This is a genomic window from Paenisporosarcina antarctica, from assembly GCF_004367585.1.
Classification (GTDB): domain Bacteria; phylum Bacillota; class Bacilli; order Bacillales_A; family Planococcaceae; genus Paenisporosarcina; species Paenisporosarcina antarctica.
Genome location: NZ_CP038015.1, coordinates 39,149 through 60,663 on the forward strand (window position 1 = coordinate 39,149; position 21,515 = coordinate 60,663).

21 protein-coding genes and 1 riboswitch are annotated in these 21,515 nt (G+C 39.0%); of the genes, 8 read left to right on the forward strand and 13 right to left on the reverse strand.

Features of this window, described 5'->3' with window-relative positions:
• Positions 1 to 19 precede the first annotated feature (19 nt).
• Both E2636_RS00220 and E2636_RS00225 read left to right on the forward strand, forming a co-directional pair.
• Positions 20 to 355 carry a DMT family transporter gene (locus E2636_RS00220; RefSeq protein WP_134207944.1) on the forward strand — a complete coding sequence of 112 codons (336 nt, stop codon included), beginning with the start codon at positions 20 to 22 and terminating at the stop codon, positions 353 to 355.
• Positions 355 to 669: a DMT family transporter gene (locus E2636_RS00225; RefSeq protein WP_134207946.1), complete on the forward strand. Its 315-nt coding sequence runs from the start codon at positions 355 to 357 to the stop codon at positions 667 to 669. The genes E2636_RS00220 and E2636_RS00225 overlap by 1 nt, the downstream gene beginning before the upstream one ends.
• A 64-nt stretch (positions 670 to 733) precedes the next feature.
• On the opposite strand, the gene E2636_RS00230 is transcribed toward E2636_RS00225, so the two are convergent.
• From E2636_RS00230 to E2636_RS00255, 6 genes are all read right to left on the reverse strand, one after another.
• The gene (locus tag E2636_RS00230) at positions 734 to 2,257 is read right to left on the reverse strand and encodes a phytoene desaturase family protein (protein ID WP_134207948.1); all 1,524 of its coding nucleotides are present in this window, start codon (positions 2,255 to 2,257) and stop codon (positions 734 to 736) included.
• 181 nt (positions 2,258 to 2,438) lie between these two features.
• The gene (locus E2636_RS00235) at positions 2,439 to 3,914 is read right to left on the reverse strand and encodes a phytoene desaturase family protein (protein ID WP_134207950.1); all 1,476 of its coding nucleotides are present in this window, start codon (positions 3,912 to 3,914) and stop codon (positions 2,439 to 2,441) included.
• Positions 3,911 to 5,014 carry a glycosyltransferase family 2 protein gene (locus tag E2636_RS00240; protein ID WP_134207952.1) on the reverse strand — a complete coding sequence of 368 codons (1,104 nt, stop codon included), beginning with the start codon at positions 5,012 to 5,014 and terminating at the stop codon, positions 3,911 to 3,913. The genes E2636_RS00235 and E2636_RS00240 overlap by 4 nt, the downstream gene beginning before the upstream one ends.
• A 12-nt stretch (positions 5,015 to 5,026) precedes the next feature.
• Positions 5,027 to 5,689 (reverse strand): lysophospholipid acyltransferase family protein, encoded by a 663-nt coding sequence (locus E2636_RS00245; RefSeq protein ID WP_134207954.1) that lies wholly within the window; start codon positions 5,687 to 5,689, stop codon positions 5,027 to 5,029.
• Complete coding sequence (locus E2636_RS00250) at positions 5,686 to 6,444, reverse strand: carotenoid biosynthesis protein (RefSeq protein ID WP_134207956.1); 759 nt, start codon at positions 6,442 to 6,444, stop codon at positions 5,686 to 5,688. Before E2636_RS00250 ends, E2636_RS00245 begins: the two co-directional genes overlap by 4 nt.
• Before the next feature lie 284 nt (positions 6,445 to 6,728).
• Entirely contained in the window at positions 6,729 to 7,463 is a 735-nt protein-coding gene (locus tag E2636_RS00255; RefSeq protein ID WP_134207958.1) for a meso-2,3-butanediol dehydrogenase, read from the reverse strand.
• Positions 7,464 to 7,579: 116 nt separating this feature from the next.
• On the opposite strand from E2636_RS00255, the gene E2636_RS19510 reads away from it, so the two are divergent.
• Positions 7,580 to 7,702 carry a hypothetical protein gene (locus E2636_RS19510; RefSeq protein WP_279587109.1) on the forward strand — a complete coding sequence of 41 codons (123 nt, stop codon included), beginning with the start codon at positions 7,580 to 7,582 and terminating at the stop codon, positions 7,700 to 7,702.
• A gap of 508 nt (positions 7,703 to 8,210) precedes the next feature.
• Here the strand turns inward: E2636_RS19510 and E2636_RS00260 are convergent.
• Both E2636_RS00260 and E2636_RS00265 read right to left on the reverse strand, forming a co-directional pair.
• Positions 8,211 to 8,321 (reverse strand): YjcZ family sporulation protein, encoded by a 111-nt coding sequence (locus E2636_RS00260; protein ID WP_407670273.1) that lies wholly within the window; start codon positions 8,319 to 8,321, stop codon positions 8,211 to 8,213.
• Positions 8,322 to 8,444: 123 nt separating this feature from the next.
• Positions 8,445 to 9,086 (reverse strand): plasmid pRiA4b ORF-3 family protein, encoded by a 642-nt coding sequence (locus E2636_RS00265; RefSeq protein ID WP_134207960.1) that lies wholly within the window; start codon positions 9,084 to 9,086, stop codon positions 8,445 to 8,447.
• Between the two features lie 299 nt (positions 9,087 to 9,385).
• Here E2636_RS00265 and E2636_RS00270 point away from each other — a divergent pair, with 299 nt between their 5' ends.
• A complete protein-coding gene (locus tag E2636_RS00270; protein WP_243840703.1) occupies positions 9,386 to 9,973 on the forward strand; it encodes a TVP38/TMEM64 family protein in 588 nt (195 codons plus the stop codon).
• Between the two features lie 123 nt (positions 9,974 to 10,096).
• Here E2636_RS00270 and E2636_RS00275 read toward each other — a convergent pair whose 3' ends face one another.
• Together E2636_RS00275 and E2636_RS00280 are read right to left on the reverse strand one after the other, a co-directional pair.
• Positions 10,097 to 10,189, reverse strand: coding sequence for a YjcZ family sporulation protein (locus E2636_RS00275; RefSeq protein WP_017380919.1), 93 nt, complete (start codon positions 10,187 to 10,189; stop codon positions 10,097 to 10,099).
• Between the two features lie 168 nt (positions 10,190 to 10,357).
• Positions 10,358 to 10,906, reverse strand: coding sequence for a TVP38/TMEM64 family protein (locus tag E2636_RS00280; protein ID WP_134207964.1), 549 nt, complete (start codon positions 10,904 to 10,906; stop codon positions 10,358 to 10,360).
• A 151-nt stretch (positions 10,907 to 11,057) separates the two neighbouring features.
• Here E2636_RS00280 and E2636_RS00285 point away from each other — a divergent pair, with 151 nt between their 5' ends.
• Entirely contained in the window at positions 11,058 to 12,320 is a 1,263-nt protein-coding gene (locus E2636_RS00285; RefSeq protein WP_134207967.1) for a cell wall-binding repeat-containing protein, read from the forward strand.
• A 1,278-nt stretch (positions 12,321 to 13,598) separates the two neighbouring features.
• Here E2636_RS00285 and E2636_RS00290 read toward each other — a convergent pair.
• Genes E2636_RS00290 through E2636_RS00300 form a run of 3 tightly spaced genes read right to left on the reverse strand, consistent with a single transcriptional unit; the run spans position 13,599 to position 16,586 of the window.
• On the reverse strand, positions 13,599 to 14,528 hold the full coding sequence (locus tag E2636_RS00290; RefSeq protein ID WP_134207969.1) for a F510_1955 family glycosylhydrolase: 930 nt from the start codon (positions 14,526 to 14,528) through the stop codon (positions 13,599 to 13,601).
• An 11-nt stretch (positions 14,529 to 14,539) separates the two neighbouring features.
• Complete coding sequence (locus tag E2636_RS00295; protein WP_134207971.1) at positions 14,540 to 15,211, reverse strand: response regulator transcription factor; 672 nt, start codon at positions 15,209 to 15,211, stop codon at positions 14,540 to 14,542.
• A 16-nt stretch (positions 15,212 to 15,227) separates the two neighbouring features.
• Entirely contained in the window at positions 15,228 to 16,586 is a 1,359-nt protein-coding gene (locus E2636_RS00300) for a HAMP domain-containing sensor histidine kinase (RefSeq protein WP_134207973.1), read from the reverse strand.
• A gap of 268 nt (positions 16,587 to 16,854) precedes the next feature.
• Positions 16,855 to 16,959, forward strand: a riboswitch (SAM riboswitch).
• Positions 16,960 to 17,118: 159 nt separating this feature from the next.
• Here E2636_RS00300 and E2636_RS00305 point away from each other — a divergent pair.
• The 3 genes from E2636_RS00305 to E2636_RS00315 are packed head-to-tail and all read left to right on the forward strand — an operon-like array spanning position 17,119 to position 21,498.
• Positions 17,119 to 18,285, forward strand: a complete 1,167-nt coding sequence (locus tag E2636_RS00305; RefSeq protein WP_134207976.1) for an acetyl-CoA C-acyltransferase — start codon at positions 17,119 to 17,121, stop codon at positions 18,283 to 18,285.
• A complete protein-coding gene (locus E2636_RS00310; protein ID WP_134207978.1) occupies positions 18,285 to 20,294 on the forward strand; it encodes an AMP-binding protein in 2,010 nt (669 codons plus the stop codon). The genes E2636_RS00305 and E2636_RS00310 overlap by 1 nt, the downstream gene beginning before the upstream one ends.
• A 4-nt stretch (positions 20,295 to 20,298) precedes the next feature.
• Entirely contained in the window at positions 20,299 to 21,498 is a 1,200-nt protein-coding gene (locus tag E2636_RS00315) for an acyl-CoA dehydrogenase family protein (protein ID WP_166669458.1), read from the forward strand.
• Positions 21,499 to 21,515 lie beyond the last annotated feature (17 nt).

Sequence of the window (21,515 nt, forward strand, 5' to 3'; positions counted from 1 at the left end):
TTGAAGGAGGTTCAAAAAGATGAATAGAGAATGGGTCAAAGTCGTCATTGCTGCAATTTTTGAAGTGTTTTGGGTCATAGGTTTAAAACATGCAGATGATGTTTGGATGTGGATCGGTACTGCACTCGCTATTGCGGTGAGTTTTTATTTAATGATAATGGCAGGTAAAACGTTACCGGTGGGTACGGTATACGCAGTGTTCGTTGGACTCGGAACGGCAGGGACAGTCCTTGCTGATAGTATGTTTTTTGGTGAAGAATTTAGCTTGATTAAAATCGGATTAATACTATTGTTACTTGCGGGTGTGTTGGGACTTAAGCTCGTGACAAAAGAAGAGGGAGAGGTGGCATCATAATGGCATGGGTGTTTTTAATCATAGCGGGACTTTTTGAAATGACAGGCGTTGTAATGATTAACCAAATACATAAAAATCGTAATTGGAAATCGATCACTGCATTGTTCTCAAGCTTTGGTGCAAGCTTTATATTCCTTGCTTTCGCTATGGAAACAGTGCCAATGGGAACGGCTTATGCCGTATGGACAGGGATTGGCGCTTCTGGTGGTGCGGTTCTAGGCATGTTATTTTACGGCGAATCAAAAACCATTCTACGTATTGTATTCATATTGATGGTTCTCGGCGCTGCGGTTGGATTAAAGTTGGTATCTTAAAATCATCATTAAAAAAGCATCTCTTTACGTTATAACGTTAAGAAATGCTTTTCTACGATGAAGTTTATACTTCTTGTAATCTAGGTAGTGGTCGAATGGGTACGGTATCATGATTATTTTGTTCTAATATTCCATTTACCGTAATACGAGCGGATTCGAATATGGTTGGAAGGCCGCTACCTGGATGTGTTCCTCCACCAACAAGCCAACAATTATCAAGCTCTTCAAACTGGTTATGCGGTCTAAAAATCATCATTTGTGATAATTGATGGCCTAGATTAAACGTTGCTCCTTTGTAGACAAAGATGTCTTCTTCCCAATTTTGCGGTGTAATCATTTTTTCTACTTCAATATGATCTTCGATATTCTTAAAGCCTGTTTTTTCTTCAATTATTTTTAATATCACTTCTCGGAATTTTTGATGATCTTTTTCCCAATCAACACCACTAAAGTTATTTGGTACTGGCGCTAAAATATAGAGGGTTGATTTGCCTTCTGGTGCTAGTGTTGGGTCAGTCACAACGGCATTTTGTATATATATGGATGGGTCTTCAGACAATAATTTCGTTTTTGAAATTTCTTCTACATTTTTTCTGTAATCGTTAGAGAAGACGATGGTATGGTGAGGAAGGTCAAAACGTTTATTGAGGCCTAAATACAACATAAAGGTTGAACAAGAATATTTTTTCTTTTCAAGTTTTGCTGGTGAATATTTTTTTAATACACCTTTATCTACTAGGTTTGTCATAGCATGACCAAAATCACCATTAATAATGACTTCATCCGCTTCTACGCGTTCCCCATTTTCTAAATAAACACCTTTTACTTTTCTGCCTTCAAGCCACAGCTTTTTCACACCTGTACTTGTATGGATTTTTCCACCGTGTTCTTCAACGACTTTCCCCATTGCTTGCGATAATCTGTTTAAGCCGCCTTCGACATGGTAAACGCCATACGCATGTTCCATATAAGACAAAATAGAAAAGGCACCTGGGCACTCCCACGGAGACATACCTAAATACTTCGCTTGGAATGTAAAGGCAAGCTGTAGTTCTTCTTCTTTAAAATACTTAGACAAAACTTGTACAAGAGATTTTGAGATTTCTAACTCTGGTATAGCTTTCAAAACCTTTGGCTGAAACAAGTCGATAAAACGATTCATCTTCGTTTGTAAAAGTGGAGCAATGGCATCCATTTTTTTAGATGTATCCTCCATAAATCGTTCATATCCATCTCCATTACCAGGGTATAGTGTTTCAATTTGTTCAATCATTTTTTCTTTGTCGCGTGTCATTACAAACTTTTTATCCTCAAAAATCAGTTCATACATAGGATCTAACTCGACCACTTTCACGTAGTCATGCAAGTTTCTTTTCGCTGCTTGAAAGACTTCTTCAATAACATAGAGCATATTTAAAAAAGTGGGGCCCATATCAAACTTGTAATCACCCAAACTAATTTCTGAATTCCTACCCCCAATATAAGGCTGCTTTTCATATACGGTAACATCGTACCCCTTACTTGCTAACAACATGGCAGATGCTAACCCTCCTGGCCCTGCCCCAATTACAATCATTCGCTTCGACATATAGAACGACTCCTTTAATTTTTTTGCTATACAAAGGTTATACAAGTATTATACAAAATTATTTAAATAAATCCAATACTTTAGTTCTAATTTATAAAAATGTTTTGTGAACAAAAAAATAGGTATTAAAAAACACACTTTGATTTCAAAGTGTGAATCGTTCAATATATATTCATTCCCGCTATTTCTCGAGTAAAATAATCAATTTTGCGACATTTTGTCCACTAAGAGTGACCATTGGAGAACCACCTCCAGGATGTGTACTTCCTCCTACAAAGAACAAGTTGTGGATGTCTCTACTACGATTACGTGATCGAAGGAAGGCATCTATTTTGCGATTTGCGGATAATCCGTATAGTGCTCCTCGATAGGCCCCAAATTTTTCACTTATGTCAATAGGAGTGAACGTTTTCTCTACTTCAAGATGCTCTTGAATATCCAGGCCATGAGAAGAAAGCATCTGGTATATGTGATTTTTATAACTTGTCGAATCTACTTGCATATCCCCATTTTGAAGCAAGGCGGGTGCATTAACTAAAATAAATAAATTGTCCCCACTTGGAGAACGAGCTGGGTCGGTATAAGAAGAATTACTCACATAAATCGTGGGCTGATGGCTGTAAGATTGATGAGTAAATAAATCCGAAAACTCTTGTTGATAATTCTCTGAAAAAAAGACGTTATGATGTTTTAATTGAGAAAATCGTTTTTTGACTCCAGCTAAAATGACGAATGCGGAAATTGAAGGCTCAAACTGTTGAACTTTCTTATTACTAAATGAAGGTCGTTCATCTTCAGAGACGAGTTCAGGATATGCCTTTAACAAGTCGGCATTCATGATGACATAATCGGCATCAATTCTTTCCCCATTATGTAATTCAACGCCCGTTGCTTTTTTATGAGTCACAAGTATTTTCTTCACTGCTGTTTCTGGATGAAGTCGAACTCCTAACTTTCGGGCTAAGGTGGTAAACGCTTCTGCAATTTTACTATTTCCCCCTTTTACATAGTAAACGCCTTCGACCATTTCTAAATAGGCGATCATTGCAAACGTAGCAGGGGCTTGGAAAGGGGAAGAACCGATATAAGTCGCATACCGATTATACGAATCTATCATATTAGAATTTGTAAAATAGGAGGCGAAAAATTTGTGTAAGGATTGCCATGGGCGTACCTGTAACATCGCAGCGCCTAATGTAGGAGAGGCATAATCACGCCAAGATTGAAACGTTTTAGGTAGAAAATGTCGCTCGGATAAATCGAATAAACGACTAATTTCTTTGATAAAAGCAGGATAATTTCGAGCCCCAATTGGGTCGAGTGTTTCAAGTTGCTCAATCATATACTGTTGATTGCTAGAAAAATTAAGATGAGTGCCATCTGTAAAAATATTTTGGGTATGAGTAGGTAGTTTGACCATGTCGAAATAGTGATCAGCACGTTCCCCCGTTTGCTCAATTACTTGTTGAAAGACATAGGGCATCGTTATGGTATTAGGACCAAAGTCGAAATTGTACTCGCCGAGCTGTACGGGCATTAGTTTGCCACCAAAATGACTGTTTTTTTCAAACAATTCCACATGAAACCCTGCATGAGCGAGTGTGATGGCTGCAGATAATCCGCCTAATCCACCTCCGATGATCACAACTTTTTTCATAAATAGTTTCTTCCTTTCCAATTATAGGGCTGCTTTCTCCATGCTTTCCAAGTTGAACCCCATAGCACTGCTACAAGTGCGGTAGCGGATAAAGGCATTAAACAGGATATATATAATTGCTGATTTGATTTCCAATCTACAAAGGCTTTTTGTAAAGTCAAAATTACATAAGGCAGCACGTAAAGTGGTTGGAAGGTGACAACCCCATATACTAGTAAAAACATAGGAAGGATATAAAAAACACTATAAAAAATAGTTAAAAAAATGACGATAGGTATCGAACGTCCTACACCAACAAATATATTTTTTAAAAATCCTTCCCAGGTTTCGCCATTGGTTGCATACATTCGACACGACACGTTTTTTGTAATATTGGCAAGCAACACGCGATAGCCTTGTTCCTTCATTTTTCGTGCAATGTGAACATCCTCGACTAATGAGGAATGGACGGCTCGATGAGTACCCATTTTCCGATAAGCAGCGTGCTCAAAAAACATAAAAGCACCGTTTACGGCAGTCGTTGCTGGCGTTATTGTCCAATTGGCCAGCGCAATGGGTAAGTGTAGCATCACGACAAAATGTTGCATCGGTACAAGGAGTTTACTTAAAAGAGTCGGAACTTCAAAGGAAGGGAACCCACTTAATAGTTTTGCCCGTTTCGTTTGAAGGAGCATCAGCGACTTTTCTATTGTTTGAGGTTGTAAACGAACATCCGCATCAATAAACAGCAAATAGTCTCCATTCGCCAGTTTTTGCAGTTGGTCGCAAGCATGAACTTTTCCAACCCAACCGACTGGGAGTGGTTTACCAGAAATCATGCGAAAACGGCGATCTAGTCCTATGGCTTTGTGCAAGATGGATTTGGTGAGGTCTGTTGATTGATCGTCTAACACAATTACCTCCATATTGGGGTAAGTTAATTGCTGTATATTGTGAATAAAAGCTTGTGCGTTGCGCATTTCATTACGCATCGGCACCAATACCGATATGAGAGGGTACGCGTTAAGCTTAGCTTCTTTCGGTAAACTTGGAAGAAACATGGAGTTAATGATGGTCCACAAGAAAAAGACAAGTAAACATATAATAATCGCTGCTAACATATTTAAACCCCTTTAAATTAAGTTAGAAAACAAGGCATGCTGTTCATGAACAACTCGCCCTTTTAATTCATCTAACTGCAATGTACAAATTTGTTCAAGTGATTGTGTTTTGTCCTTGCGTTGATTTCCGAATAAATCCGCGTTGTAAAGTGGACGACCCGCTTGAATCCATACTTCAGGCTTTTTGTTATGGCCAAATGAATAATAAAAGCTTAATGGTACGATGGGTATTTCAGGATGATGCTCGACCAAATAAGCAGCACCCGTTTGAAATTGCAGGGGACGCTTTTCTATATGTAACTCATCGCCTTGTGGAAATAAACAAACCGTTTCCCCATCCTGTAATAGTTGTTCCGCGTATTGAAGAGATCGCAGAATGTCTTTTGGATGAGAACGATTGACTGAAAATGCGCCTAACCTTCTAAAAAAGGGATATTGTTTTAATCCAGATTCGTGCATCATCATATATAAGTCATGCTTAAAAACAGTTCTACTCAAGTGATGGAAAAGAAGTCCATCCCACCAAGAACTATGATTGGCGATAAAAAGTACAGGACTAGAAGGAATATCAATTTTAGAATGCCAATAGACTTTATCAAAAGAAGATTTTAAAAGGCGCTTAAGATAAATCGTAAAGACAAAATCAAAGTATTTATTTTTTTTTGCTGGAATCATATGATTCTCCTCTTGTACGCCATGATAAGAATCACAACGGTTAGTAAAGAAGTGAGCGAACTAGCAAGCCAAAGTTGTCCGATTAGACCTAATAATACAAACATCGCAACGATAAGCCCGAATAACAAAATCATTCGTCCTTCCCATATAGGGTTTGTCCGAATATTTCCAGTCCGTTTTTGAATAAGAAAAATGACAACATGAAGGAGGAAAGCAACAATAAACCAACCGACAAAATTACTAAAAGGAATATCGTAATACATTCCCGGACCATCCCAAATCCAATATTGTTTCACTTTAAAAGCAACCGGATCAATGATGAGATCAATTACGACAGCAATGCTAGCTCCGATAATCAAGCGAAGTAAGTTTCCTTTTGGAACGATTCTGGTGGCGATCGCATGAGAGGTTCCCATGACCATAAGCCATGCAAAACCAATGGCAATTGGTACATCGAACAAATTAGGCGTAAATCGATCCGTATAACTATAGTCGCCAAACAACACACCAAAAGCTGCGCCAAGATATTCAATTGAGAATGAAAACACAAAAATCACGCTACAAATCGCAATACCAAATTTCCAGCCAAAAAGCTTGAGAAAGTAGATGCAAGCCAGTAACCCTGCAAGGAAGAGAAACATCACATTGGACCACTCAAGCCATAGTGGCAACAAGTCAAAACTAAGTAAAATCACGCCACAAATATACCAAATAATAAAGAATTTAAATAACAGATTCTCTACTTTCATTTTCATGCACCTCAAGACGTCCTTATTTGTCGAATTATACAAAGTATAAAACGAATATAGTAAATTATCCTTTTTAAACTGTATTAATAGAGTGGTCTTAAACATTAAGGGAAATTAACAATGGGATTGCTAACGTTTTTTTGTTTGATGCACGCCGTGACGACATATTATGGAAGTGTAAAAGAAGAAGTAGATTGAAGCGTATAAAAACGTTAAAAAGAGCTCACATGTTGTGGGCTCTTGGGCGATATTGTTAAATCATAACTTGGAAAAAACGAAAGAAACACCTATTATTGAGCTGTATATCCACCATCGACCATCAAGTTTGCGCCTGTGATGAAACTAGCTTCATCTGAAGCAAGGAATACGACAGCGTTTGCGACTTCATGCGATTCACCTAAACGACCTAGTGGATGTAGTGACTCCAAGTGTTGCAACATGGCATCATCCAATTGATCAAGCAACGGGGTTTTGATATATCCAGGACAAACAGCGTTTACACGAATACCTTGAGCAGCGTATTCCAAAGCAAGTGCTCTTGTCAAATTGACCACGCCACCTTTTGCAGCTGTGTAAGATGCGGTCGAAGCTTGTCCAACGTGACCTAAAATTGAAGCACAATTAATAATGCTACCACTGCCTTGCTTGACCATCTCAATTAACGCATATTTGGCACATAAAAATACACCAGATAAGTTAATGGATATTGTTTTATTCCAATCTTCAAGTGTTAACTCATGAGTAGAACCAATTGAACCGACACCAGCATTACTAAATAAGATATCCACTTTTCCAAACGTCTCAACCGTGTGATTGACCATTGCCTCTACTTCGTCTTCCTGTGAAACATCAACATGTATAAAAGAGACCTGTTCACCGAGTTCTTCAGCAAGATTTAGACCACGACTATCATCAAAATCGGCAATAACCACTTTTGCACCTTGATTGACCATTTCACGTACAGTAAATTCGCCAATACCACTTGCTCCACCTGTAACAATTGCTACTTTGTCATGTAATCTCAAATAATAGACCTCCAGTAAATTGGATTTTTGTTCCACTCTATCGTAAGGTATTGTCAAACTATCAGTCAATTATTAGATTTGTAAAGATGATGATACTAGAGTTTCTGTCTAGTCGTTTGGAGAAAGGTATTATGGTTGCCGGAAATGAAAAACATTTACTCGCTTATCAAATCGATAAATCAATGAAAGAAAAATTTCTAGCCAAAAATTCTAGCGAAGTAAAAGAGGAATTGACTTAATGTAAACAATTGATTTCAGTAATTGAAAACGAGGCACATCTTGTTCATATTCCTGCAGTTAAGATATTAAAAATGTAAAATCTGTCCGTTTCGTGAAGGGTCTTATACAGAAGCGGCTGAAAGTAAGACCTACTCTAAGACAATTAAATTGACACAACAAAAAAATAGTGAGGAATTTAATGGAAAAGCAAATTAACGCTGTAAAATTGAAGAGGAAAGAAGTGAATTGAGTCATAAACACGGTTATGAAGTAGTATCACCTGCGGATCTATTTGGTATGAATCTCAATTACTGAAAGAAGCAGAGTAAGCAAGAGGAAAGAAAAGGCGACATTTCGTTCGCAATCGAACGAAATGTCGCCTTTTTGAATTAAAACACACTTACAAATTTTAAAAATGTAAGTTTTTCAGTGGTCGCCACTATACGAGCCAGGGTTTTTGAGTGTTATGATGCACGGTTATGGGGGAAAGGGTCGAGCATCATAATGGAGTTTAAGGACCAAAATTAATTAGTATAGAAAACTCGCACCTACGATAATTAATAAGATGAAGAGAACAACGATTAATGTAAATGTAGAACCACCGCCAGAACTATATTCGTATCCCATGCTAAACACCACCTTATATAGAAGGATGTTTTAGCATATGCACTTTTGTTGAGCTGACACGGGAAAAAGCATTGTTCACTCATAAGATTTTGGAAATCTATTAAGTATTGAACTAGACGGTGCTATTTTGTTTTTCTAGACCCATTCTTCTTTTAAATATTCATTCACTTTTGATAAATTAAACTTTTTATAGCCTTGTTCTTTTGCCCATTCTTTCATATGTGAGTGTTCGGGATCTTCTTTATCTTTCATGACCCGTTTAAATTTATCAAAACCGGGTGGACCACCAACGTCTTCAGGGGGACAAGTCCCTTTACCTTCAAGTACTTGAGGATAATCGTACTCGTAATCTTCCACGACTTTTTCCATTATGACTTCATGTTCCCAGCCGTCGCCAAAGTCATACATGTAGCGGAATTCCGGTGAGTCAACAACATATTGACTCAAATCCACATCTCGAGCGAGTAGTAATTGAACGCGGATGAATCTTTGGTACATCTCGTCTGCAAACGACCCTTTTTCAGGCGGGTTCTTCATATAGTGTTGAGCCATTCCAAAATTTTCTGTAACTGATTCTTCATCTCCAACTAACTCAATCGTTTTGTTGTTTGTTGAATCCTCAATGGAGAAATTAAACAAATGACTGTTTGTCCACCCAGTAGACGTTTGAATCACGGAATGTAAGTCATAAAAATCTAGTGTTACAGGTACCATAATACGGCGCCATACTTTTGGTTTAACGTAATTTAACGTAATTAAAAATTGATAGCCTTTCATATATGCACCTCATCTATAGAGTTTTTTTCATCATAACATAGGAAAATTAATCTTTCCTTAATTCGGTGTAAAGAGAGGGCTCAAATGTCACGTTATTGTCACAGCAACACATTTGAAAGAAAAGACTTTAGAAGTATGCATCTAGATAACATGATATGATAAATGAAATTTCATGGTATTTAATGTCTAGGTTTTAAAAAAAGTTGAGCAGGTGACAAATGAAAGACATCATTAAGAAAGTTACATATAGGAATTGGTTAATCTGGAGCAGCTTTTTTGTATTGTTCATATTTTTACTATTGAATCGTCAAATTCTTACATACCTTGTAAATGGAGACGTTTTGGCTATTCGAGAGTTTTTGATTGAGAATTTGTTATATGCATATGTATTTATGCTAGTAATCATGATCATTCAAAATACATTTACGGTATTTCCTTTACTACTCGTGATTACCATAAATATTACGTTGTTTGGATTCATCAATGGATTCTTGTGGAGCTGGATTTCAAGTTTAATCGCGGCAACTATCGTTTTTTATAGTGTTCGTTATTTATTTCAAGAAAGATTAATTGAAAAATTCAAAAAAAAGTTAATTGAAAAAGTCGATGCTAATGGTTTTTCATATGTCTTTCAAGCTAGGATATTCCCTCTGGTTCCAACAAGTTTAGTCAATATATTAGCAGGATTAAGCACAGTTCGCTTTTGGCCGTTTTTACTTGCAACAACTATCGGAAACTTTATTTATTTTTTTGTTCTTGCTCTTATTCCAGCAGGACTATTATCGGATAACATAAATGAAAACTTCATTTGGGTTATATTAGTCGGTGCTATATTGGTGTACTATTTGATTAAACTTACTGTAAAAAAACATAATTCGTCTACCTAAAACGCTACGAAACGAGCTTGCTCATAAAAAACAGCTGTTAACAAATATAAAATTAAGAAGAGAGCGCAAATAAGCGCCCCCAGTGTGCTGAAGGAGTGGCTTTCTTTTCCTCTTGATTATTTTTTAGTAAAGAAAAGCTGCTCCAACAATAATCAATAAAATGAAAAGAACCACGAGTAAAGCAAAAGAAGATCCACCTTTATGTTCGTATCCCATAGCTAACACCACCTTCTATAGTAAGATGTTGTATTATATGCAATTCAACATGTTACAAATGGGGAAATTGGTTCGCAATACTAGTAGAGCTAATAGAATTGTATATACTTTTGCCTAGGTTAAATCGCTTAATAAATGTTTAGAGTATGTAATTATATTCAATCATTTTTAGCGATTTTTCACCTTTATCCAGACAAAAATGAGTAAAGCAATCGCTAATGCAAAGACAAAAAATTGTGCAGCGCTTGTCCATTTCACGATAGCGTAAGTTGAAGAAACTTCCATTAATAAAGCTGGAACTTTTCCTATGGTACTGGCCACTACAAACGACCCAAAATTCATTGTACCCACTGAAGCATAAAGAGTAACTAATCCAGACGGAACAAAAGGCATCATGCGCAATCCAATTACAAATAGGAACGCTTCCCTTGGAGAAGCATGCAGCAACTTCTGGAGACGGGGAGTATGTTTGGATTTATGATTAACAAACTTCCGAAATCCTTTTCTGTACAACCAAAATGCCACGAAACTTCCGATTGCTTCCCCGATGAGAGATACATAAAAGCCTCCCCAAAAACCAAAAACAGTTACATTTATCGCCGTTAAAAAGACACTTGGAATGACACCGACAATAGCAATACCTATATTTAGACAAATACTAAGCATTATCGCTAGTGGTAGTGGGGTTGTATGTAAATAAAGTAATAAAGCATCCATTTATAGTAAGCTCCTTAAACAGTTTTCTTCTTATTAAAACATAAAATCTTCCTCTTTAACGACATTTCTTTGAATACAAGCCCTTTGTATAGTTATTCCATAATTACTGGGTATACTTGAAAGTATGAAAGAAGTCCAGGAGGGTACTTACATGAATAAATGGCATAAAGTAACAGCATATACTATATTATCTTTGCTACTAGTATCGGGATGTTCAAATGACAACAACAATCATAAAGATGACGATGATATGGAAGAAATGGACCACGGTAACTCAAATGACAACAATAATAGCAAGACCTCTAGTAACAAGGAGTCATTTGTACAAGCACCTAAGGCATTCAATAGTCAAGCGAGTGAAGGTTTAATTACACTAAACACTAAAAATATTACACGCTTAATAAGTGACGGACCTGTTGATACATCTATAATGGTTGCCCAGATGATTTGGCCAGCTACACACAAAGAAAATCAACCAGGGACTGTCATATTAGCTCCAGTAGAAAACTGGCAATTAACAATGGCAAGTGCAAATCTCATTCATCAACCAAATAACGGACCGATTCTTTTCACACAACAAGGACAATTGACACAACAAGTTATGAACGAAATTAATCGTCTAAACCCGAACGGCAATGTCAATGGAACGCAAATCCTAGTCATGGGTGAGTACAGTGAGTCTATGAAATCTCAGTTAGCTGAATATAAAGTAGACCAGATCGCCACGACACAACCCGCTGTATTTGCAGCATTTGTGGATGAAGCTTATGCCAATGTTTCAGATGGAGAGTATTCTCAAAGTGTAATCGTTGTGGCACTAGAAGATGAGTCACAACTTTATTCGCTCCCTGCTGTGAACTGGATTGCACATATGCCTGAACCAGTGTTGTTTGTTGCTAAAGATGAAATACCGGAAGCAACTTCTCAAGCATTAGCAAAAAGAAAAGATGCACAAGTTTACATAGTCGGCCCGGAATCTGTAATTTCAGTTGAAGTAGAAAAAGAACTTAAAAATTACGGCAAAGTCACGCGTATTAGCGGAGAAACACCTACTCAAAATAGCATTGCATTTGCTCAATTTAAAGATGAAAAAACAGGCTTTGGATGGGGATTAAAGGAACCAGGACATGGTGTTTCGTTCATTTCAACCAAAACACCTGAACTGGCACTTGGGGCTGCACCATTCTCCCATTTAGGAAAACATGCACCATTACTTTTCCTAGAAGATGGGAAAGTGAATGCTGCCATGTATGAATTTCTCGCAACTATTAAGCCAACGTTTAAAAAAGAACCGTCTAAAGGACCGTATAATCATGGTTTTTTGATTGGCTCCGAAGCGACAATATCTTATCAAACACAAGGAATCTTAGATGATAAACTTGAAATTGTCTCAGAGGATGGTAATGGCCACTGAGGTGCGTACAGAATGAGGTTAGCAATTCATAACCTATAGAAGGAAAAGACTAGCAATGTGACAGCGTCACATCGCTAGTCTTTTCCTTTTGCAGGGTTTACCACTCTATATCGTGTCTCGAATCGCCAAAAAGAAATGGATTTAGTGTCGAGCGGTAGCTCAGTTGTAATTATTGGCGTTCACGTTGTAATTATGGAGGCTGACGTTGTAAAAAAAGACCTCCACGTTGTAAAAATAGTGATCCACGTTGTAATAGTTAAAATATGGAAATTAACCGTGTTAACTTGAAGCTCTTTAAGAATCACCCACAGAAAAAAGCCATGTAGCGCTAGCGAAATGGCTACCAATTAGGTGTTTCAACTCGGTTTTACAGAAGGAGTTAAATGGTTTTTTTCGCTACGCTACCGAAAACCCTGCTATCCAGTTCTGTAAAAAATGAAATTGCACATACTTTAAAGCAAGCGCATGCCGCATGAGTCCCTATACGAAAAACACCGATTGAAGTGACTCTGTCACTTCAATCGGTGTCTTATATTCTGGAAGATATGGTACAGCAAGTTTGCGAGCCATAGCGACGGAAACCCAAGTACATTACTGTATGGAGAATTGTTATTTCAGTTGAAAATTTCTTTAAAGTACCAGTGTTCATGGTGTTTCTAGTATATGTAGACTAACATGCTAACTCGGAATTTCTTTGATGTGACTCTCATTAATTCGATTAATGTGAAGTCGTGATTTCCTTTTTTAGAAACGAAAGTTTCCTCAGTATATGTGAATTTTGTTCAATGATATATTCTTGTTTAGTAATCTTGATTGCACATAATAAATCGTCCTATCTAAATATGGGTGTGGGTACTTTTATATTAAAATAGGACGCTTTTTTATATTTATTATTAAAACTATATGGCTATCACTGTTATTTTTAAAAGGTGAATGATTGTAGTGAAAGGCGAAGAGAAAACATGTGCTCCTGCGGTTACTCGTCGCAAAGATATTGGACGAATGACAGTTCGTCCAATATCTTTCCAGCGGGAAAAGCGAGTCTGGTGAGACCCCGCAGGAGCTTGCGACGAGGAGGCTCACGGACCGCCCGCGGAAAGCGTCCGCCTGTTTCTGTTTCTACATCGCTTTGCTAGCTTCGAAACATGAAAGTGAGCTGCATCGCTACGCTAGCTTCGAAACATGAAAGTGCGTTGTAACGGAAATCACTATATTTAGCCTAATTGTTTGGGTGTAGCGCCGTTATAACGCTTATCAAGGCTTTAGACTCTGCCAATATTACGGTGTAACTACTTTGCCTTTTTCCATGATAGCAGTCCATGATTTGCCGCCATCCTTTGTTACATAAATATCATTTTTCAACGTAACAATGGTCAGTTCCTGCTTATCCATTGGGTGAGCAGTGATGAAGGTGATTGGATTGTCTCCCTCTATTTCAGGTAATGAAAGTATGTTTTCTTCATAATTATCTAAGTCAAATGCCACAAGCTCAACTTCTTCTTTTTCATTTCTCGCTACATAGCCAACTTCTTTTCCTATAGTCACGTAGGTGACATAAGAACCGACTAATTTAGAAGAAAAATCTTCTCCTGCATTTGTTGACACGGACAGACCAGTTTCTGTCCCAATCATAACCAAGTCTTTATCCTCAGGATGTGCAGCTAAGTTCGACGCTTTTTGGGAGTCAAACCCGTTCATCGCTTTTTGAACAAAGGTTTTACCTTCGTCATCTGTATAATGTAAACCTGGTTCTAATCCTTTAACAGGCATGGGATTGATTACATATACTCGATTTGTGTCATAACCAGCAGCTAAATAATGAAAGTCAATCTCGCCATAAAACGCAAGTTGCTCAATGTTTTCTCCCAAATCAAAACTCTTCACTAAACCGAGTGGATCTTCTAACGTAGAATCGGGTTCAGGATGACCACTAGAATAAAATCCTTGACTGACGGCTTGAAAACCCATGTAGTCATGATTCTGTGAATTTGCTTGTTTCCATGTATCTCCATCAAATGTGATGGGTCCGTTATGAGTAGCGACAAGTAATATATCTCCATTTGCTGGATACCCGATACCATGGATATGATCAATTACATTGGAATCATCGATAGCTTCATAAGTAAAATTAGATGTTTCTTCTTTCGAACATGCACTGATTAGAAATAGTGCAAAAAGGATGACTAAAAAGTTCAATTTTTTCTTCATATAATCCACCTTTACTTCCATTTGTAGCCAATTCCCCAAACTGTCACGATGTAGTCTGACGTTGGAAACCCAGCTGTTTTAAGTTTGTCACGCAAATTCCGGATATGTGAATCGACTGTACGCAATTCTGTGAGAGACCGGTCAGGCCACACGACAGCAAGTAATTGTTCGCGCGTATAGGTTCTTGTGGGATGCGTCATAAATGTCTCCAACAATTGAAACTCTTTTAAGGTTAGCGTAAGCGTTTGGTCGTTTATACGAAAAGTGTACGCAGCTAAATCCAAAATGAAACCATCTCGAACCAAGATGGGTGAGTCTGTAGGAGAAGAACGTCTTAGTACAGCATTTATACGTGCCACAAGCTCTTGTTCATCGAACGGTTTAATAATATAGTCATCAGCGCCAGCATGCAATCCTTTTACTACGTCACTCTTGTCGGATCTAGCTGTCAACATAATAATGGGCACATCAGACTTTAGACGAATGGCTTCACATACTTGCCAACCATTCATAAAAGGCATCATCACATCAAGAAGGACTAAATCAACTGAATGCAGATCGAGGAGCTGTAATCCTTTTTGCCCATCATTGCTAATCAGGCATTGAAAGCCGTTTGGTGTTAAGAATAAATCTAGTAATTCCAACATTCTCTTTTCATCATCGATACACAAAATCGTTGTCATTCACTCACCTGATTTCTTACAAAATGACAGTGAAAACACTGCCTTTCCCAACGTCACTAATCACTTCAATACGTCCTCCATGTGCGTCAACGAGCTCTTTGACAATAGCTAGCCCAAGACCAGCGCCACCATATTCTCTAGAACGGGACTTCTCTACCCGAACAAGTTTTTCGAAAATCAATTCAAAATTAAGTGGATGGATACCTATCCCTTCATCTTCGATTCGAATGACCGTTAGTCCATCTTGTAAAAAAACATCCATCCTTGTGGTCGATCCTATAGGCGAATATTTACGGGCATTATCCAGCAAATTTATGACGATTTGTTCGACACGAACCGGGTCTACAAACATCTCAAATTCTTCTCGAATCGACAGCTGCAAATACTTTTCTTCTAATTGAAAAGACGGTTCGACACGTTGCAATACATTAGAGAAAAAGGGGCTTGATTGGACGCTTTCTTTTGAAATGGTGAATGTTGTTTCACCCATTTGTGCCAAGTCAAACAAATTTTTCACAAGTTCAGTCAAACGAGTCGATTCTTCTTCTAAAATCGACACATAGCGCTGTCGGTCTTGTGCGGATAGGTCATCTCGCTTTAAGACAGAAGAATAGCCGGATAAATAAGTGAGAGGAGTTCGTAATTCATGTGAAATAGCTGCAAGAAACTCCATACGTTCTTTTTTGGTATGTTCTAAATCATCCGCTAATTTTTGAATCGACTTTGATAATTCACCTAGTTCATCTCGACTTTGGTGAGTTAACTTGACTCGGAAATCTCCGCTACTTAGTCGTTCCGTCGCTTCTATCATACGAATAAGTGGACGAGTAATAATACGAGATAACCCTACGTACACGACAAACAAAATGAGTAAACTAGCCAAGCCTGCAATTCTAAAGTGTGTATTTAATCTTTCCATAAGGGAATGAAGTGACTTACTTGATTCAAACATGACAACTGAACCTCGTTGACCATTTTCCGCTTCAAATGGATGTAACGTAACAATGTAGTTGTACTGTTGCCAATCATTTATGACAACTGAATCACGAGCAGGGACGGCTGTTAAATTTTGCTGGAAATTATCCACTAAAGCCTTCGAACTATCTGAACCTGCAGTCCACTGACGATCCGCATCTAAAATTGCAACTTGCCGTTCTGGACTCGACTCCATCAGCTCAATATGCATCAATGTTTCTTGTGAATAAGAATCTTGCAACACATCGCGATGGTTCGCCCCACGTTCAAGCAACTGCGAAAACTGGGCATCTTCTTGTGCGTGAACAATCGTGCGATGCAAGTAAATCATCATTAATCCCTCTAAGATCAACACAGCTAACAAAAAATACGCCGCTAACTTCATCGAAATACGATTCATCTCTTACACCATCCTCAACTAACTGCATTTAATTGTACACGATAAATATGAAAAAACTGTGCAGAACACACTTGATTTCCCTATAAATGTAAGAGCTAACTTCCGAGTTTAGTACTGGCAGGAATAAATAAGTAGAAAATAATTTCTTTACAGTAGTGTCAATGATGTAAGCGTTTACTAATGTAAAAACTGTAAAAACAAGGATTGACATTAACACCTAAGCGATTTAATATTCTAACTACAAAGAATATTTAACCAATTTAATAGAAACTTATCAAGAGCGACTGAGGGAACAGGCCCTGTGAAGTCCAGCAACCTCCTATATGGAACGGTGCTAAATCCTGCAGAATGATGTCATTCTGGAAGATAAGGCGATCCATTAGAAACCGTAGCCTCTTTCAAAGTGAAAGGGGCTTTTTTGTACCCAAAAATAGGGTCGGTATGATTAATGTCAATCCTAACCTGGTGATTCCATGGCAGTCGATAAATGAAAGTGAAGAGTAACTTGTGAAAATTGAAAGGGGAAAAGAATATGTCTGTTGTTATTTTAGAAGGAGTACGAACACCATTTGGGAAATTTAAAGGGAGTCTTTCAGGCATCACAGCAAAACAGTTGGGAACTACGGCTGTTGAGGAACTACTAAGAAGGGTTCCACAATCGAGAAATGCAGATGGCGTTATACTAGCTCAGGTTATTCAGGCAGGGCAAGGTCAGAATCCTGCGAGAAAGGTAGCGGTGGATGCCGGAGTAGATTTATCCGTACCAGCGATCACGTTAAATAATGTGTGTCTAGCAGGCTTGGCGTCGGTGTCGGATGCAGCCAGACGAATCGCCTTACACGAAGGACAGCTGTACATTGTGGGTGGGTATGATTCGATGACCAATGCCCCACACGTCGCCAATTTACGAAAAAATATCACGCTTGGAAAAGAAGTATTTAGCGACACGCTTGACGATGGACTGTGGTGCTCTTTGTCTGATGAATCGATGGGCGTTCTGACAGATACCATTAACAAGGAGTTAGGAATTACGCGCTACGAGCAAGATGAGTATGCACTTTCCTCACAACAGCGTGCATATAAAGCGGTGACGAAAGGGTATTTTGAAAAAGAGATCATACCAGTAACAACAAAAACAGGAGTTGTAACCGAAGACGAAGGCATTCGTCCAAATTCTTCTTTTGAAGCATTATCAAGATTAAGACCCGTTTTTCTTGAAGATGGAACGATTACAGCTGGCAATGCTTCTCAAATGTCTGATGGAGCAAGTGTGGGGATTGTTGCGAGTGAGTCGTTTGCTGACAAAACTGGCCAAACTCCACTTGCTAAAATCATTGGTTGGGCAGATATTGCAGGCCCGGATGTAAGCCTACATTTAAAACCGGCACAAGCCATTGAAAAAGTACTTGAGAAAACGGGTCACACACTAGCTGAAATTGACCTCTTTGAAATAAACGAAGCATTTGCTAGTGTTGCCATTGCGAGCTGTAAGAAACTAAAAATCCCTTTTGAAAAAGTGAATATTAACGGAGGGGCAATTGCACTTGGTCATCCTTTAGGTGGCACAGGATTTCGCTTGCTACTAACGCTTATCCATGAATTGAAAAGACGTGGAGGCGGAAAAGGAATCGCAACCTTATGTGGAGGAGGCGGCCAAGGCACCGCAGTTTTAGTGGAAGTACCTAAGGGGTGGCAATAATGACAATGAACGTAAAAGAAGCATTCAATACATTAAATAATCAGGAGCTTGCATGGTATCCAGATGACACGCTCATTAACAATGCGAACATCACTTTATTCAATAGTAAACACGGATTAGCAGACATTGAAGAACTTCATAAGAAATCAATTAGCGATCCACAATGGTTTTATGAAAGTCTGCTTAACGAACTCGATGTGACGTGGCACGAGCCCTATACCGAGTTGCTGAATACGCAAAACGGGATAGCTTTTCCAGAGTGGTTCAGTAAGGGAAAAACAAATCTTGTCCACTATACGATTGAGAAACAAATTAGCAATGGCAGAGGCGAACATCTTGCTTTCATTTGGGAAGGTGAGGATGGAAGCACTGTTTCTTATACCTTTAACGAACTCAATAAAAAAGTGAATGAGCTAGCGGCTGGCTTAATATCATTAGGAATTGTAAAGGGTGACCGAATTGGTATTTATTTGCCTCCAATACCAGAAGCACCTATTTCATTATTCGCCTGTGCGAAGATTGGTGCGATAGTGATCCCCGTGTTTTCAGGTTACGGGTCGGAATCTGTGGCGTTACGGTTAAACGATAGTCAGGCGAAAGTGTTGATTACAGCTGACGGCTTCTATCGTCGTGGAAAAGTGATAAACACGAAAGCCGAAGCAGATCGTGCAGTTAAACTTGCGCCGACTATTGAGCATGTCGTGGTAGCTAATCGCACAAACCAGGATATTGACTGGAATCAAGGCATAGATATTTGGTTACATGACTTGACTGACAAACATGTAAATCAAACTGTGGAGACAGAGAGATTGCTTGCAGATGATCCATTTATGATTATGTATACATCTGGTACGACGGGCAAACCAAAGGGTACTGTCCATACTCACACAGGATTTCCTTTAAAAAGCGCAATTGACCTTTACTTCTGTTTTGATATAAAAAAAGACGACCGCATCTTTTGGCTATCGGACTTTGGTTGGATGATGGGGCCCTGGCTATTCTTAGGTGCAGCGGTTCACGGTACAACGGTTGTTTTTTATGAAGGTAGCCCTGATTTTCCTCATGAAGGTCGATTATGGGAACTCATTGAACGCCATCAAATTACGACTTTCGGAGTTTCGCCTACTTTAATCCGTTCGCTCATGACGAAAGAAGCACAAGTACCACAACTTCCATCCTTAAGGATACTAGGGTCAACAGGAGAACCGTGGAACACGGAAGCATGGTTTTGGTTTTTAGATTATGTAGGAAAAGGTAGATGTCCGATCATAAATTATTCGGGGGGAACTGAAGTGTCAGGGGGAATTCTTGGCACATACCCTACTATTCCGATAAAGCCATGTGGTTTTCATGGACCAATTCCAGGAATGGCAGCCACAATCGTTAATGAAAATGGACAAAAAGTTGAGAATTCTATTGGTGATTTGACCATTTCTTCTCCGTTTCTTGGCATGACAAAATCTTTTTGGAACGACGATGAACGTTATATAAGTGCCTACTGGTCGAAGTGGGAAGGAATGTGGGCACATGGAGATTTTGCGGCTATCGACAAACACGGTTTCTGGTATTTACTTGGTCGGTCCGATGACACGATGAAGGTTGCGGGCAAACGAATTGGCCCGTCAGAGATTGAAGCAGCGGTAACTTCTCATGACTTGGTGAAGGAATCGGCGGCAATCGGTATTCCCCATAAAATAAAAGGGGAGGTGCCAGTTGTCTTCGCTGTCTTGCATGACGCAAAGGTAGTGCCGTTAGAGAGCGATTTACAGAAACATGCTGAACGTTCACTCGGAAAAGCACTTAAACCACAACGAGTCATGATCGTTTCGGATATTCCCTATACCCAAAGTGGGAAAATTGCTCGGCGCGTGATAAAGGCTCTGTATCTTGGTGAGGATCCAGGAGATGTATCGACATTAAGGAACATCGCCGTTCTGAAGGAAATAAAGGAAAGAGGTCAGGAAAGTGAAACTACTTTTAGAGAAAAAAGTGAATCCACAGGAGGCTGAGTTTATGGAGTATGAAACTAAACACGCCAAGTTGTCCGAGGATTTATCAAGACCATTTTTCAAAACGGAACAGCACAAAACACTATTTCAACAAACTGCATTATTAGCAGATCGCTTCAGTACTAGAGCTGCTGACATAGATGAAACAGGTCGCTTTGCATTTGAAAACTTTCAAGAATTAAAAGATTCTCAATACATTTCTCTTACTGTTCCAAAAGAATATGGTGGTAAGGAAATTTCATTATACGAATTTCTTCTGTTGCAGGAACGGCTCAGTCAAGGGGATCCTTCTACTGCCTTATGTATTGGTTGGCATGTTGGGGTGATTTTTGACCTCCGAGAGAAGCGCAAATGGAAGGAAAAACAGTTTGAACAACTATGCAACGAAGTAGTTCAAAATCAGGTGTTAATTAATCGAGCGGCTACTGAGCCAGCGACAGGAAGTCCGACTAGGGGAGGTAAGCCGCAAACCACTGCCGTAAATACCAATGGCAAATGGTCGATTACAGGTAGAAAGTCTTTTACCTCGATGGCTCCTGCGCTTGACTATTCATTGGTAACCGCAACGATTGAGGAAACGGGAGAAATTGGTGTCTTTTTAGTTGACCACAAACTTCAGGGAGTAAGTGTTGAGGAAAACTGGGATATGGTTGGAATGCGCGGGACGAGAAGTGATGATCTGGTTCTAAGTCAAGTGGAACTTCCTCTGGATACCCTAGTAGAAACGGAAACTGGAAACCTAAACAATCTCCCAAGGGCTTGGCTACTACATGTTCCTGCTTGTTACCTAGGAGTGGCAATTGCTGCTAGAAATTATGCCGTTTCATTTGCTTCAGAGTATAAACCTAATAGCCTGCCGGGACCAATTAAGGATGTTCCTGAAGTCCAGAGGAAGATCGGCGAAATGGAGCTAGAGCTTTTAAAGGCCAGACATGTACTGTATTCGATTGCACAACGATGGGACGAAGAACCAGATAAACGTCCAGACATGTCAGCAGAGCTAGCTGCCGCAAAACATGTTGCAGTTAACAGTGCCAACGTGGTGGTTGATTTAGCCATGAGGATCGTAGGGGCAAAAAGCCTGCAAAGATCAAATCCACTGCAGAGATATTACCGAGATGTGAGGGCGGGTCTTCATAACCCACCAATGGACGATGTTGTCATTTCACTATTAGCCAGACAGGCTTTTGAATCTTATAAATAAACACTACCAAGGAGGAA

Coding starts and splice junctions, on each gene's coding strand:
- E2636_RS00280 (WP_134207964.1), bottom strand. CDS start 10,906: ATGGATGCTTTATTACTTTATTTACATACAACCCCACTACCACTAGCG.
- E2636_RS00275 (WP_017380919.1), bottom strand. CDS start 10,189: ATGGGATACGAACATAAAGGTGGATCTTCTTTTGCTTTACTCGTGGTT.
- E2636_RS00290 (WP_134207969.1), bottom strand. CDS start 14,528: ATGAAGAAAAAATTGAACTTTTTAGTCATCCTTTTTGCACTATTTCTA.
- E2636_RS00225 (WP_134207946.1), top strand. CDS start 355: ATGGCATGGGTGTTTTTAATCATAGCGGGACTTTTTGAAATGACAGGC.
- E2636_RS00315 (WP_166669458.1), top strand. CDS start 20,299: ATGGAGTATGAAACTAAACACGCCAAGTTGTCCGAGGATTTATCAAGA.
- E2636_RS00240 (WP_134207952.1), bottom strand. CDS start 5,014: ATGTTAGCAGCGATTATTATATGTTTACTTGTCTTTTTCTTGTGGACC.
- E2636_RS00265 (WP_134207960.1), bottom strand. CDS start 9,086: ATGAAAGGCTATCAATTTTTAATTACGTTAAATTACGTTAAACCAAAA.
- E2636_RS00245 (WP_134207954.1), bottom strand. CDS start 5,689: ATGATTCCAGCAAAAAAAAATAAATACTTTGATTTTGTCTTTACGATT.
- E2636_RS00250 (WP_134207956.1), bottom strand. CDS start 6,444: ATGAAAATGAAAGTAGAGAATCTGTTATTTAAATTCTTTATTATTTGG.
- E2636_RS00230 (WP_134207948.1), bottom strand. CDS start 2,257: ATGTCGAAGCGAATGATTGTAATTGGGGCAGGGCCAGGAGGGTTAGCA.
- E2636_RS00295 (WP_134207971.1), bottom strand. CDS start 15,211: ATGACAACGATTTTGTGTATCGATGATGAAAAGAGAATGTTGGAATTA.
- E2636_RS00300 (WP_134207973.1), bottom strand. CDS start 16,586: ATGAATCGTATTTCGATGAAGTTAGCGGCGTATTTTTTGTTAGCTGTG.
- E2636_RS00220 (WP_134207944.1), top strand. CDS start 20: ATGAATAGAGAATGGGTCAAAGTCGTCATTGCTGCAATTTTTGAAGTG.
- E2636_RS00305 (WP_134207976.1), top strand. CDS start 17,119: ATGTCTGTTGTTATTTTAGAAGGAGTACGAACACCATTTGGGAAATTT.
- E2636_RS00285 (WP_134207967.1), top strand. CDS start 11,058: ATGAATAAATGGCATAAAGTAACAGCATATACTATATTATCTTTGCTA.
- E2636_RS00235 (WP_134207950.1), bottom strand. CDS start 3,914: ATGAAAAAAGTTGTGATCATCGGAGGTGGATTAGGCGGATTATCTGCA.
- E2636_RS00310 (WP_134207978.1), top strand. CDS start 18,285: ATGACAATGAACGTAAAAGAAGCATTCAATACATTAAATAATCAGGAG.